At 35.4% G+C, this 14756-nt stretch carries 10 protein-coding genes; 5 read left to right on the top strand and 5 right to left on the bottom strand.

Translation table 11 applies throughout. The features are described 5' to 3' along the window. Positions 1-253 precede the first annotated feature (253 nt). Both DM444_RS20185 and DM444_RS23920 read left to right on the top strand, forming a co-directional pair. Positions 254-733 (top strand): SOS response-associated peptidase, encoded by a 480-nt coding sequence (locus DM444_RS20185; protein WP_239455740.1) that lies wholly within the window; start codon positions 254-256, stop codon positions 731-733. Between the two features lie 42 nt (positions 734-775). Then, positions 776-1198, top strand: a complete 423-nt coding sequence (locus DM444_RS23920; RefSeq protein ID WP_239455739.1) for a hypothetical protein — start codon at positions 776-778, stop codon at positions 1196-1198. A gap of 360 nt (positions 1199-1558) precedes the next feature. Here the strand turns inward: DM444_RS23920 and DM444_RS20180 are convergent, their stop codons facing one another. Then, positions 1559-3226, bottom strand: a complete 1668-nt coding sequence (locus DM444_RS20180; RefSeq protein WP_111289985.1) for a hypothetical protein — start codon at positions 3224-3226, stop codon at positions 1559-1561. Positions 3227-3581: 355 nt separating this feature from the next. Here DM444_RS20180 and DM444_RS20175 point away from each other — a divergent pair, with 355 nt between their 5' ends. After that, a complete protein-coding gene (locus tag DM444_RS20175) occupies positions 3582-5660 on the top strand; it encodes an ATP-dependent nuclease (protein WP_111289983.1) in 2079 nt (692 codons plus the stop codon). Then, the gene (locus DM444_RS20170) at positions 5651-7351 is read left to right on the top strand and encodes a UvrD-helicase domain-containing protein (RefSeq protein ID WP_111289981.1); all 1701 of its coding nucleotides are present in this window, start codon (positions 5651-5653) and stop codon (positions 7349-7351) included. Before DM444_RS20175 ends, DM444_RS20170 begins: the two co-directional genes overlap by 10 nt. Before the next feature lie 260 nt (positions 7352-7611). On the opposite strand, the gene DM444_RS20165 is transcribed toward DM444_RS20170, so the two are convergent. Beyond that, on the bottom strand, positions 7612-8103 hold the full coding sequence (locus DM444_RS20165; protein WP_111289979.1) for a hypothetical protein: 492 nt from the start codon (positions 8101-8103) through the stop codon (positions 7612-7614). After that, positions 8100-9059, bottom strand: a complete 960-nt coding sequence (locus DM444_RS20160; RefSeq protein WP_162615013.1) for a hypothetical protein — start codon at positions 9057-9059, stop codon at positions 8100-8102. Before DM444_RS20160 ends, DM444_RS20165 begins: the two co-directional genes overlap by 4 nt. 303 nt (positions 9060-9362) lie before the next feature. On the opposite strand from DM444_RS20160, the gene DM444_RS20155 reads away from it, so the two are divergent. Beyond that, positions 9363-12068 carry a UvrD-helicase domain-containing protein gene (locus tag DM444_RS20155; protein WP_111289975.1) on the top strand — a complete coding sequence of 902 codons (2706 nt, stop codon included), beginning with the start codon at positions 9363-9365 and terminating at the stop codon, positions 12066-12068. 243 nt (positions 12069-12311) lie between these two features. On the opposite strand, the gene DM444_RS20150 is transcribed toward DM444_RS20155, so the two are convergent. After that, complete coding sequence (locus DM444_RS20150; protein WP_111289973.1) at positions 12312-12656, bottom strand: hypothetical protein; 345 nt, start codon at positions 12654-12656, stop codon at positions 12312-12314. 4 nt (positions 12657-12660) lie between these two features. Beyond that, a complete protein-coding gene (locus DM444_RS20145; RefSeq protein ID WP_162615012.1) occupies positions 12661-14400 on the bottom strand; it encodes a hypothetical protein in 1740 nt (579 codons plus the stop codon). Between the last annotated feature and the right edge of the window lie 356 nt (positions 14401-14756).

The raw sequence follows: 14756 nt of genomic DNA, 5'->3' as shown, positions 1-14756 counted from the left end.
TGATAGAGAAGCAAAAAGAGTAAAAGGAAAACAAGCATGCCGTACATCAGTTTTCTGCTATTTCTTTTCCAATGCTTTTGCTTACGCTTTTCATTTTCTTTTACAAGCCTTTCAATGCGTTTAATGTCTATTGGATAAGATTCCATAAGATCGTTTTGTCAAACTTAAGCTGTATGAAAAAGACAAAAGCCCTTAAAAGGGCAAATTATTATCAGGATAAGACATTTTTAAAACAGCCTTAAAACGGAAGATTATGTGTTATTACACCCAGCAGAATACCTCGATAGAAGATCTCAAAAGACGCTTTAACGCGGAACTCGACAATGAGGAAACCTATCTGCAGTCGGATTTTATAAACGGGTTCTCCCATCCCAATATCCCTGTGATACTGAATTCCTCTCCGTATCTCATCACAACGGATTATACTTGGGGACTGCTGCCTTCCTGGGCGAAAGTCATTAAGTTCAGGAAAAACACCCTTAATACCCGCATTGAATCCATTGATGAGAAGGCATCCTTCAAGAATATAACCCATAACCGATGCCTTATAATCGCATCTGCCTATTACGAATGGCATTGGAATGATGAGAAGGGAAAAAGCAAGGATAAGTACCAGATCAACTCGCAGGATGATGAGATCTTTACTTTCGCAGGTTTGTATTCCTCCTGGACGGATCCCGTTACAGATGAGATTAAAAAACACTTACACCATGGTAACCACAAAAGCCAATAAGCTGATGGACTTTGTGCACAACCTAAACATAGAATACCGGTCATGCTCAAAAAGCATGATGAAACGGCATGGCTGGACCAGTCTGTAAAGATCCAGGAGTTTGTCTATCCCTATGAAGGAAACCTGATTTTTGAGCCTGACAATCCCTACTCCGACCATATCGTAGCTGCACAGGAGCATGTAAAAAAATTTATAAAAGATTCTATCAGCAATACACCGGGAATATCAGCTGATGAAATTGCAACGCAATATGAGCAAATGAGGGAACAAGTCTTTATCATACTGCTGCTGGAAATTGAAAAATATATCGAAGAAATGGTAACCGTGGATGTAAAATGGCCAGATTCAATTCGTCTTATAGAGGACGTAAGCGGAGAGTTTAGGTACTTTAATCCCGACACGGGCAGCCATTCATTGCTTCAAAAACCAAATGACAGCAATACTGAAGAAAAAAAGGATTTATAGAAATATCATTATAACTTTTTCGCTTAGATTCATTTTAATTCCATCTGATTTTGCAATGAAATCAGATAAATCTGACCTACTCACTTTCTAAAATGAATCATAATACATAGGGCTTTCGATTTTAAAATAAGAAATCTGCTTGGTCTTTGTTCAATCAACCTCCTAATAATTCATTAAAATATATGGCTGCTAACAAATAATCAGTTTTTAAATATTAAATGATTATCCAAGGCCCATGAGCTGTTTGGTTTTAGCATTCATTTCATAATTTTGCATTTAAATCCTATTAAATGATTGATAAGGAATTCTTATAAACCTATAATTAATTAAATCGCTAAAAAAATCCTCAATCTTGAGATATCAGAATGGCAGATCATCGGGCTCCTCATCCTCATTCTGATTAAAATCAGAACTTTCGGCATATTCCTCTTCTATCTCTGAATAATACTTTTCGATGGTTTTAACTTCATTATTAAAACCACTCTCATTTAAAAGAGCTAAAAGCTCACTTCTGTCTATTATAACCTTAGATTTAGCAGACTTAAAAGAACTGTTTTCCATCTGCTCTCTAAACTCTTTTGTATTTTTCCAGAAACCGCCCGTGGTTATAAAAACTGCTTTTATTTTAAGGTTTTTAGGATTTTTATCTTTGTAGAAATCCTTTGCGAGCCCCATTGATTTATTGAAAAACCATTTAAGTGTCGCTTTGGTTTTACTGTCTCCCAACGAAACAAACGTTCCATCGCGTAATCCTTTTAGTTCAACAAACACTAATTCCGGTGGATGGCTTGAAGTTATAATATAATCAAATTCATGTTTTCCATCTCCTTTCTTTAAAATCACATTCTGTTCAATTCCTGCATGCGGATACAATGAGCTAAGATAACCAAACATTAAATATTCAAATAACGTCCCTCTCAGATCCCTTAAAGCCCCTTCCTGTCCCGAACTTTTAATAGTCTCTAATATAGATTCCACTGACTGGTCCAAATCCTGGTTACTTTTTAAAAGAATCGGCAGCTGGCTAGTTTTTTTTAATATTTCACAAATTTTAGAACCAAAGATAGCATTGACATTAAAAGCCATTATTCCATTTTTCCTCATGGTAAAGAAAACGTCCCTGCTGCATTCGCGATAAATAATAACCGGCAGGGTTTTTCGTTTTTCTTCCTTTACGGAATTAATATTAATCTGGATTCTCGCCATAAATGCATTAAGATGCACAAAGGTATATTCCATTGCAAGAACTACATCAAGAACTACTAAAGTCTGTTTCTCCTTAGAATCAGCCTTTGCTCCTAATATTTCATTTATTCCTGTGGTTTTGGTATATGCACAGGCATCCCAGTACAAATAATTATGTATTATTCCCATTCCGGGACTGGTCTTACTCCGGTAGAGAAAAGAAGTATTATCGATTATATTTGCATTTATTAGCCAACTTAAAATATCAGGCATTAGACTACAGTCAGTCATCATCTTCTGGTTATGAAGAGTTATTTTTCGACTTTCATGAGGTTTGTCAAGTATCTGGCCGAATTCTTTCTGTATAATGTAGCGATTACTATCTCCATCCCTTTTTTCATATATAAAGTCAAGCCTGCTAAGCAGTTTTAAAATATCATCCAGCGAACTTATTTTTGAACTATTGTCTTCGCTTGGAGAAGCGGTAATCTTTAAGGCTTCGTAATAAGAAACAATACCATTGTTTAGTTCCAGGAGCACAATTAGCCTGTAAATAGGCGGTCTGGCCTTCTCTGTAATTTTCTTCACAGCAGTAAGATCCAGCATGTAGGTATTGCAGTAATAAATATACTGTCCGTTGCCAAAAGTCGAGGGCTTAGAAGAATTAATTATTCTTCTTGTGGCCGCCCTGCTTACAATCTTTCTTGCATTGTCTTTTGAAACATTAAATTTTGTGACTACTCTTTGATGAACATCCTTTGCCGCAAGAAATAGATGTTCCTGCATAAGCGCATCCAAAAATGCGTTATAATTTTCTTGAGCTGTCGTTCTTTTATTCTCCATATTGTCACACTGCCCTTATAAATTTATTTTTACCTAAAGGTCAGCGCATCTTTTTTTTGCACCACCTGCAACCTAAAACATAAGTAACTATATATCAATTATTTAGAAGATAATAATTATCAAATTTAGACTTCTAACTGTAGTAAATCTGTCCGAAATTATGATAAAATTACATTTTTTTTATTGATCAAGAAAAAAAAAATATGTTTACCCGATTAATCTGTAACTATTTATCAGCCTTATTCAAATATTTCAAATTACGGAATTCCGTAAAAAAATACCTGCACGAACTATTATATTTGTTCTGCTGGCAATATGCCAATATCTAGAAATAACTAACCAATTACCTTATAAAATGTATATATCGCAGATTGAAATTAAAAACTTTAGAAACTTCAAAGAATGTGAAATCCAATTCAACGTGGGGGTAAACGTCATTATCGGACACAATAACGCAGGTAAAACAAATCTGCTGAAAGCACTATCACTTGTAATTGACCACAAGGGCAGCAAACGTCTGGAAACAGATGATTTTAATAAGTCGCTTTCCATAGACGACCTGCAAAAATCACCTCCTAAAATCAGTATTGCACTAAAAATAGTAAAAGGCACTCATTCCGAACCAGATGATCTGGTTACAATTGCGGGATGGCTGACAAAACTTGATTCCACCTATGAGGCGCTACTGACCTATGAATTTTTTCTCCCTGAAAAAGAACTGCCCCATTATCTTGAAGCCATGAAAAGCATAACAGAAACTGATAAGATAAAAGCGGCGGCAAAGGCTTGGAAAATCATAAAGCACGACTTCATCAGACTGTACATCCACAAAATTTGGGGCGGAGATATCGTAAACCAGGCTACCGCTGAGAGCGAATCGCTTCAGAAATTTGATTTCCAGTTCTTGGATGCCATCAGAGATGTAGAAAGGGATATGCTAACAGGAAGAAATACTCTTCTCAGAGATGTATTTGATTTTTTTATGGATTATGAAATTAAGAAGGAACCTGAATCCGTAAAACCAAAAAAGACAAAAATTGCTGAAATAAAAAAGCGTAAAATTGAGTTTTCCGATAAAGCGGACGATCTTATTGATATGCTTCAGAAACGAATGGTGGAAGGTAAAGAACAGATACTTTCCTATGCTAAGGAGACTGGCGCTTCATCATTTAACGATGCCAAACCGGATTTCGAAGGAAGCATGAGCGATGTTGAGATGTTCTCGGTCCTAAAACTGATTGTCGAGCATAAAAGTGGCATAAAAATTCCTGCCACGCACAATGGCTTAGGCTACAACAATCTTATATACATGTCGCTGCTACTTGCCAAAATGCAGGTGAATTCAGACGGCGATTATATGGGAAGCAATGCAAAGGTATATGCAACCCTCGCTATAGAAGAACCCGAAGCGCACCTGCATCCTGCAATGCAGTACAAATTTTTAAAATTCCTTAAGCAGAACAGAAAAGAAAGGAAAGTGAGGCAGATTTTTGTCACCTCACATTCCACTAATATCACTTCAGCTGTCTCACTGGATGAAATAATATGCCTGAATACAGAGGATGAAACGACAACGGCAGCTTATCCGGGAAGGGTTTTTCCAGACGAACACAGCAAAAAGTATGTTCAGCGATTTTTAGATGCAACAAAATCAGATATGCTGTTTGCTAAAAACGTGATTCTGGTTGAGGGGCTTGCAGAACAGCTTCTCTTATCGGTATTTGCCCAATATGAAAACAAATCACTGGAGGACAGCCACACCGCAGTGATAAATGTAGGAGGTCGCCACTTTGATCATTTCCTGCATTTATTTGATTCTTCAAAGCCACATACCATCAATAAAAAAGTGGCATGCATAACTGACCGTGACCCTGAGAGCAAGATCAAAACAGGAAAAAAAGAGAAATTCAAAAGATGCTATCCTTACGAGTACGAAGCGGATAAAGTAAATTATGATTACAACTTTAATGTGTCTTCATCAAAATATCCGATGGGAACCCATAAAAATATAACTTTTTTCACACAGGATCCTATAAACGGAAAAACTCTGGAATATGATATCCTGCTGTCAAATCCTTCCTTGGAGTTACTATTAACCCCTTCGATCAGTAATAGCGATGAAATTAGCAAGTTGATGCAGCTTTATTCAGCAGGAAAAAAACTGGCTGATATGGAAACTGTACTACGTCCAAGCGACGAGAACACAAGAATCAAAGAAGGCTTAGCAAAAGCTGACGCCTCCCAATGGGACGAAAATTCAAAAATGAAGGCGTTGATTGCTTCCCGCTATCTCAATTCTGTAGGAAAAGGGGAAAATGCTTTAGAATTATCATATTCACTATTGGAAAATCTTGAACTGCGATCAACAACTGGATACAAAGATTTTGCCGTACCAGGGTATATTAAAAAAACTATTGACTGGATATGCAAATAACTTCAATCACATCTGACACCGTCCTGAACAATATTGAACAGCATTTGAGGGTTTATGCTGGTCCCGGAGCAGGAAAAACGCACTGGCTGTGCGGACATATCAAAAATGTTCTGCATAACTCCAAACGTCTGGAAAAAACCAGAAAAATTGCTTGTATCACTTATACTAACACGGCTGTTGAAACCATACTTTCTAGAATTGGGACATCAGCGGAAAGAGCAGAAATCTCAACAATACATAGTTTCCTCTACAAACATGTAGTAAAACCCTACGCATCTGCAATTGCAGCCGATTATGGGCTGAATACGGCAGAAATGGATGGTCATGACGACAGAGTGCTTACAAATTATGGCTTTATTGAGGACTGGAAAACCAGAACCAAACAGAAGCGTATACAAGATAATGATAAGATTATGAAAGCTTTTTATGATATTATCTGGAAATTTGACAGCAGCGGCGAATTAAAAGCCCACACAAAGTACCCCCACAAAGTTGGCGGATATAGCCTGAAGTCAGATTCTTTTATGGAATATAAGAGAATGGCATGGGAAAAAGGTGTCGTGCATCACGATGATGTACTATTTTTCAGCTACCAGATCATAATAAAAAAACCTTTCGTAATAGAGGTATTACGGTCAAAATTCCCATATATTTTTATAGATGAATTTCAAGACAGTAGTCCAATTCAGATCGAAATACTTAAGAAAATAAGTGCTTCGGAATCCATAATTGGCATCATTGGCGACCACGCACAGTCCATCTATAAATTTCAGGGTGCAGACCCAGATCAATTCATGGGCTTTACACTTCCTGGGATGGTTGATTATGTAATGGAAGAAAACCGCAGGAGCACCAACGAGATAATTGACGTTCTCAACGTGATAAGAAAAGATATTACCCAGCAGAAATATAGAAATGAATCGGGGCCAAGACCACACATCATCTGCGGTGAGCTTGCCTTATCATCCCAGAAGGCCAAGGCTTTATGCGGTAACTCCCCACTGTACTCACTTTCCAGAGACAATATTACGGCCAACCTTATGAAAAAACAGCTTGGAGGTGTTCACGATTCAAAACTCTTTGAAAAGCTTGACATTATCGACAAGCCGGGAAGCGGCAACAAATACAGAAGCAAAATTGTGGCTATCTGCATTAAATCCATAGAATATGCAAGAGAAGGAAAATTCAAAGACGCAGTAAATGAGATGCTCAAAGAGTTCAAAAGCAAATCTGATCCTTTAGCCGGGAGAAAAAAAAGCCTTGATTTTATAGCTGTCCTTCTTTCCCACTACGAAACCTTCAAAGACGCAACACTTTTAGAATTTTTTACTTTTGTAAAACAGCACATAAAACCTGAAATCACAGCTTTAAAAACGGGCGGACCTAAAACTTTTTATGAAAGTCATACCTATAAGCAGATGGCACTTTGCGTAAAAATTCCCGAAGACAAAAGCTGCGATAAGACAATGCATAAAGCAAAAGGAGATGAATTTGAGAATGTCCTTGTAGTTTTGGACGAAGAAAATGATATCGAATTCCTTGTAAAATCTGACATTAAGAATGATGAAGAACATCGCGTCAGATATGTTGCAGCCAGCAGAGCAAGGGATAGACTTTTCATTACTGTTCCTACGCTTAGCTCCGCATCTGAAAAAATATTAAGCCATTATTTCGTTATCGAAAGGATTTAATTTCGACTTCAATCAGATTTTAAGATTTTAAATTGCTTAAAAACAAAGGTCGGTAACTTTGTTCTCCGGCCTTTGTTGTTTTATTAAATAATTTTCAATTGCATTATGAAACAAAACCATATTAACATTATTTATTCTAAAAATAGCTCAGATTTTAAAAGACGCTAAAAATGATTTTGAAATAGCTCATAAACTGGAGTTTCTGACTGCTTTATTTAAAAAAGGGTAATTGGGTACTTCATTTCGTCTAGAATGAATTTTTACTCCTGCATTTTTAGAATTTTCGTAAGTATTAACAAACATCTCCATAAGGTTAGCGCAATAATACTTAAACCAAATATATTGAAGAAGAAAGTTAGTTGCAGCTTTGTTTGGGGTAAACCAATTTTTAAACAATATCCAAATACAGAAATGAATATAAGAGATTTTATACAATTTTTTAAAATTTTTACTGTAAGTAAGTACAAATCAGATGCAAAAAACAACTCAAACAAAGGATCATCATTATTGTAATTTTCTTTGGTTATCTTAACATTACTTTTGAAAGTAATCAATACAGTTAACAATGTTAAAATAAATCCTGCAGATGTGAGCCCGACATTTGATAAATCTGAAGTAATAGATAATGAACGATCAATTTTAGGCAATTCTATAAAATTATAAATATACACTGTCACAGAGATACAAGTTATAACAGACGAAATTATGTAGTCCCATAACAAAGGTTCTTTAAAATATTTATCTAACATCATAGCGTTCCGAAATTAATCATAAAATCATCAAAATCTTTCTCAATTAATTCATACCATTTTCTTTTGTTTGTTAATGTTGCCAATTCTATTTCTTTTATTATTTCGACCTTACCATTTAACAAATCAAAAAAATCTTGATTTCCTTCTTTATCTTCATACCGCACCACAAAATTTTCAAAACAATCTATATTAAATGGTCGAGTTTTAAACTTTCTCACTAATTCCATTACCATTGAATTTGCCTCCTTATTTATCTCCGCACTTTCTATGTTTTTACCTGGAGATTGGAACATTGCTTCAACTTTAATAAATTTTGGTTTTAATGAGTTACCTATGGAGTTGATCCCTGTAAAATACTTTCCAACCAAATCGGTGTCCATTTGAGCTAATTTTCGCGGTTGCAGCTTAATATCTAAATTTAAAACATTTTTTAAGCTTGCAAGCGTTTTATCAATAGTATTGCTCATATAAAGATTAACCTCAGTAATCTTAGATAATTTAAGGACGTCTCTAGCAACATTTCTAAGATAATATTCAACATCCGAAATTCGAGGACCATGGTAGTTGTATTCTATACAAACTACTCCGTAATTTCGAGAGTAATCAATGTAGAAATGAGTCTCTTCAGCAATCTTTCCAATACTAGTAATTGGCACTAACTTATATTCATCCACGGGTTTAATCTTCGGCACTCTTCCCGATCTTAATAGTGCGATAGAACATCGTATTCTTCTTTCTTTTGCCATAAAAACTGCATTAGTCACAAATAATTCTCTTGGCATTTCATTTGGACGATTTCGGTTACGATCAATTAAATGTCCCTTTCCACCGTGCAGTTCATTCATAAGGTATGTCACAACATCCTTCAAAATAGAATCACTATTATGTTCTTGCGATAAGTGTGAATAAGGTGTAAATCGTAAGGAATAAAAATGGAATTTTATAATTTCGGTCATTAGTCTTTTTTGGTTAAATAATCATAAAAATGCTATAATTTAACTTTAAAATATTTTTAGATTTAAAAACATTTCGCAGTTTATATGCTAGTATATTTTCAGTAAAAAATGTAGTATAAACATCGCTTTTATTTTTTATAATTAAGCACGTATATATACGCCTTTTTTAAGCATTTATATAGATTAGACAATAGAATGTGTATATGAACGTCGATAAAATTATTTTAAGTTGTATTTTTGAAAAAGTGACCATTTACAGATTCAACACAGTAGATTAGTATTAAAAAAAAATAAGGAGTAAATATGGTTCTCGCAATTATTCTCATTTCTATTGCACTCATTGCTACCGTCATTGCCTATCAGAAATATTTAGAAAAGAAAAAGTATGTCAAAGAAAAATACTTAATCACTCTGGATGAAGCTAAAAATTTCCTTGCCCTTATCCAGAATTTAAACGACTATACCACCTGGGTGGAACGCGACCGTATAAAATCTGAATATGCATCAGTTGGACAGTTCTTTAAAAACAGGACCAGCTTCTATAAAAAAGAGGAAACCGTAAAAAAGTTCAATGGAATTTTCCAGGATTTTGACGCGTACATCGTCCAGTACAACCAAAATTACGTCAGCTCCCAAAAAGAAAAGCTAAAAGAATATTTCGACAATATTGAAGAAAAAAAACTGGATGACCAGCAGCGCACTGCAGTACTGACAGATGAGTATTCGAACCTCATCATTGCAGGGGCAGGTTCCGGAAAAACGCTCACCATTCTAGGGAAAGTCCAATACCTCATAGAGCAGAAAAACATACAGCCTAATGAAATCCTTCTGCTCTCCTTTACCCAAAAAACTGTTGCCGAATTGAATGAAAGGCTTCAAAAGCTTAACCTTGACGTGCAGGCCACCACCTTTCACAAGCTCGGTTATGATACCATCAAAAGATTTAATGATGACATTCCCGCAGTCACCAATGAAAATACTTTAAACGCCGTTATCAGGGAATATCTAAAAACTGATATTCTGGATGATGACCAGGCCCTGCAGTCCTATATCCAATATGTAGCCTGCTATATGAATATTCCCGAAGAGCATGACAGCTACGATTCTTTGGGAGAAAAACTGGACACGGAGAAAGGAATCGACTTCCAGACACTGAGATCAAAATGCGAGCCGTTAAATATAGTGGCAAACCCTAATCTCAATACCATGAATGGAGAAAGGGTAAAAAGTGTCGAGGAGCTTATGATCGCCAACTTCCTATACCTGAATGGGATTGAATACGAATATGAAAAACCTTATGCCTATGGAGATTCGATCTACCGTCCCGATTTCTTTCTGACAGATCATAATATTTATCTGGAGCATTTCGGCGTCGATGATCATAATCAGGCAAAATGGCTCTCCCCTTTCAATGAGCAGAAATATGTGGAAGACATGGAGCTGAAAAGAAATGCGCACAAAGAACATAAGACCAAGCTACTGGAAACGTATTCCTACTATAACAGGGATAAAATACTGCTGGAGAAGCTTAAGAATATGCTGATATCAGAGAATGTGTCTTTTAAGCCCAGAGACACGAAGGATATCTATTCAAAAGTATCGGAAGATGGGAAAAACTTCGGAAAGGAGATAAACAGGCTCATTGAAAGCTTTATCAATCTCATCAAATCCAGAGAACTGAACCACAGCTCGTTAATGGAGCTGCTGTCAGAGAAAAATAAATCCCAGGGCGATTTCATGGTCGAACGACAGGAAATGTTCCTGCAGTTTACGCTTCCCATTCTTGAAAAGTACGGCCAGAAGCTGAAAGAAAGGACTGAGATCGATTTCAATGATATGATCAATAAAGCCGCAGAGGCTGTAAAAATGAATAGGCCCAGCTACTCCTACAGATATATCATCATTGACGAATACCAAGACATCTCCTTTTCCCGCTTTAATCTGATTAAAGAAATCCGGGATCTGTCAGGCGCAAGACTTACCTGCGTTGGAGACGACTGGCAGTCCATCTACCGTTTTGCAGGCAGCGATGTTTCCCTGTTCAGCAATTTTGAGAAGCATGTCGGCAAGCATGAGCAGCTGCTGATCGAGCGCACTTATAGAAATTCCCAGTCCCTTATCGATATCAGCTCAAAATACATCCAGAAAAACCCAAAACAGATTTACAAAAAGCCCAGCTCCAACAAAGAGCCTTTGGAGAATCCCTTACATTTTGTGTACTATAAACCGGATGAAATAGAGGATGTTTTCATCAATCAGATACAAAATCTAGCCAATAAATATGGAAACAAATCAATCCTGGTACTAGGCAGGCACAGCTTTGACATCGATGATCTTATAAAACTTAAACCGGACAGCAGAATAAAGTATATTGAAAGAACAGATACTCTAGAAGTCAAAGGTTTTGAAGAAATCAATATCAAATATCTGACTGTGCACAAGTCTAAAGGAACAGAAGCTGATAATGTCATTATTCTCAATCTTCGAAACCATCTGCTGGGATTTCCCAACAAAATGACTGATGATCCTATTCTATCTCTTCTGCTTAGTGATGAAGAGGAGTACAGATTCGCAGAAGAGCGCAGGCTGTTTTATGTGGCCTTGACCAGAACAAAAAATGAAGTTATACTGCTGATTCCGTCAGACGCTTCCCTATTTACGGAAGAGCTGCTGACAGACCACAATTACCTATTGGCGAAAAAAGACGAAAATCTGCACGCTGCCAATTGTCCATACTGCAAGACAGGAAAACTGGTCATCAGACAAAATTCAAAAAATGGCAGTCAATTTTTAGGATGTTCCCACTATCCCAATTGCAATCAGACATATAAAAGCTTGGAGATTTTAAATGATAAATTCCTATGCTCAAGCTGCGAAAGCGGCTTTATGTTAAAAAGGACAGGAAAGCACGGAGACTTCTTAGGATGCACAAATTACCCTGGCTGCAAAAACACTATAAACCTAAAGATATTATATGACAAATTCGATTATCAGCGAATTCACATCTAAAATAGCATTCCGATTCATTGGCATCATCTTCTCCCTACTCGTTTTTAAACAAAATATCACAAAAACGATTATCTTCCAATCGGGGAAATAGCTGTTTGATGTAGCCACTACAGTGGGAACAGATCTTTTAACTGAATACATAAAACGTTCACAAGGCTTATAACACAAAACACGTTAAACCAGTATATTTCTGATCTACACCCACATATTGTAGATATTACTTTTGAAGAACTTATTTTTTTATTACTCTCCTTTGTACTGAAGAAAATTGTCTTTACTTATTTCTTCATAACCAGATTTTCCATATTTTAGGCTTAATTGAAGCATTTTTTCTGCATGGCGATTTTTTTCTTTAAGCATACTTTCTTTATGATCAGTATAAGTACGCAGAATACCTTGAACCGAAGATAGTACTTTGCTTCCTCCTAATGCAATAATTATAGAGGTTATAACAGGCTCCTTATTGAATCCCGTTTCATGTTTGTATGTTTCATTGACAATAAGGTCTGGGTCATTGTCATATAAAAATTGCTGAAATTCTTTTAAATAATTTGAATCCGCTTCTATTTTTAAATATAGTTCTTCCATAATGTTATATTAAAGGTGAAAATGTTTTTTTGAAATAATAAAGGTAATTCATTTGATGACTACTACAAAAAATCTCAAATATTTTGAACTCCGAGTCAATAAATTTTTCCCATGCTCCATTTGCCAGTGTAACTTCATATTTGCCCGGCAAGCGCTTATATGTATGTTCCAAAAATATGAACTGTAAAAAGTCATTTTCACGTGATTTAAAGTTTATATAGTAAAAAAGCTCCGGCATTGAAGATTTTAGTTCTTTACACCATTCAACAACTTCATCAATACAAAACAATTCTTCCTCGGTATCTAAGTAATCCGCCATACAGAATGATAAACAATTATTTGCAGAATGCAATCCTTTATTTTCACTAAGCATTTTAATAAATGAAATTGCGTATCCAATATCACCTCTTTGCACTATCTCCCTTGAAATATTTAATATATAGGTTTGACTAGTCAAATCATGAAAATAGTCCCACCTTTTTTTATTTTGTAGAAAATCCGTATAATCATTCTCTTTTTGTAAAAAGACTTCGCGACGCTTTTCAGAAAGAGGCAGCAGTCTTTCTTTTATGGGATCAATTTCTTTATTAAAGTTTAAGGCAAACCACGAAGGAAATGAACAAAAATTATAATCTTTAGGTATTGCGTTCCACCTATGGCAAAGATTGAGCTTGAAATAAGTGCAATTACCATGGTGGCAGGTTCGTGGAAGAACGGTATTAAAACGAGAAGTCAGAGACAGAACCGTATCTTTTATTTTTGCCATTTCAGCAATCTCTAACTCTACGTTGTTCCTATCTACATCTGCTGGTATATTATAATGAAATGCTGTATGTCTAGTTTGGAAATCCGTGAAATTATAGTGTATGGCTATCGGTCGAAAATTCTTTGCCAAAAGATCAAAATTTTTGTTTTTTGAGGGGTTTAGTAAAGCGTCTTCATAAATTTCACGTTCTTCGAAAAACTGCTTCGAAGGTGAATGAAGATGAAAAGTCTCCGTCTCGTCCAAAAACTTTTTGATTTGTTCATCGGTAATGAAGCCAACTGGTGTATCCGTTATAAAAGTATAATCACTGAAACCAAAATCTAGATGTTGATAAGTCATCGAAAGAATAATTCTTCCTTTTTTTGGATAATTCAATGAATCATCGCCGAAGTATTCAACTTTATTAAATAAGGTACAAAGTGCATGCAGTGGTTCAGTTGTGTAGAAACTCAAAAGAGAAATAACAGGTAGAAATTCGTAAATCATCTCGTAACCTAGGCGATTAGATAAAAATAAAAATAAATTCTTATAACTCTTATTAGCAGGATTTCTGAGCCATTTCCAATAGCCCTCCGCAGATGCATTTTCACCATAAATAATTTTGTAATGGAAAATAGAAGTACTGTTCTCAACTAAATCATTAGTACAAAATACATTCTCATCAGCCTCCGGGTTAATTTCATTATTATCAATTGTAAGTTTATCACCTTTCCATTCAAACCGATAATTATACAGCTGATAACTTAAATTAGTATAATACGATTGCTCAACTCTTATAAATTTTGAATCAGATATATCAATTTCTTCCTTGTGGGTGTTGATTTGATGATGTGCTAAAAACAACGTTTTCATCTCAATACATGTAAGATAATAAAGATACGGATATGCAATACCCTGCAAATAGTGATGCAACTCATGAAAAAAAAGATATTTTAAAGTCTCATTGTGATGCATATTATGATCAATGATATTGCTCATAATATCGCTTTTCTGTGAATGCGAATACTCACATTCGTCAATATATTTATGGAGCCTCTCAACCTGAGATTGATCATAGCAGCTTTTCAGGTTGAAATAGATTGTACGCAGTGTCGTATCTACATAAGAAAAATAGTTTATGTTATTAAGATGTTCCATCGTAATTATTTACGGCAATTAATATTTAAAAACATTTTTAAGAAACTTATGTCTTGATTTTCAACTTCTGATTTTTATATCGAAAGATTGATTAGCTAGTAGTTAATTTTTGAATTCTACAAACTGCTTTTACTAAAAGTAAAGAATCTATACTTATTTTTTACAAGTCCTTTACTAAATCACAGAATACAAATAAC

Source organism: Flavobacterium ginsenosidimutans (genome assembly GCF_003254625.1).
GTDB classification, from domain to species: Bacteria; Bacteroidota; Bacteroidia; order Flavobacteriales; family Flavobacteriaceae; genus Flavobacterium; species Flavobacterium ginsenosidimutans.
This window is presented reverse-complemented; position numbering and strand designations above follow the sequence as displayed.

Bases quoted from the DNA above. Each gene is read 5' to 3' on its own strand.
- DM444_RS20175 (WP_111289983.1), top strand. From the start codon at position 3,582: ATGTATATATCGCAGATTGAAATTAAAAACTTTAGAAACTTCAAAGAA.
- DM444_RS20155 (WP_111289975.1), top strand. From the start codon at position 9,363: ATGGTTCTCGCAATTATTCTCATTTCTATTGCACTCATTGCTACCGTC.
- DM444_RS20145 (WP_162615012.1), bottom strand. From the start codon at position 14,400: ATGAGCAATATCATTGATCATAATATGCATCACAATGAGACTTTAAAA.
- DM444_RS20160 (WP_162615013.1), bottom strand. From the start codon at position 9,059: ATGACCGAAATTATAAAATTCCATTTTTATTCCTTACGATTTACACCT.
- DM444_RS20170 (WP_111289981.1), top strand. From the start codon at position 5,651: ATGCAAATAACTTCAATCACATCTGACACCGTCCTGAACAATATTGAA.
- DM444_RS20165 (WP_111289979.1), bottom strand. From the start codon at position 8,103: ATGATGTTAGATAAATATTTTAAAGAACCTTTGTTATGGGACTACATA.
- DM444_RS20185 (WP_239455740.1), top strand. From the start codon at position 254: ATGTGTTATTACACCCAGCAGAATACCTCGATAGAAGATCTCAAAAGA.
- DM444_RS20150 (WP_111289973.1), bottom strand. From the start codon at position 12,656: ATGGAAGAACTATATTTAAAAATAGAAGCGGATTCAAATTATTTAAAA.
- DM444_RS23920 (WP_239455739.1), top strand. From the start codon at position 776: ATGCTCAAAAAGCATGATGAAACGGCATGGCTGGACCAGTCTGTAAAG.
- DM444_RS20180 (WP_111289985.1), bottom strand. From the start codon at position 3,226: ATGGAGAATAAAAGAACGACAGCTCAAGAAAATTATAACGCATTTTTG.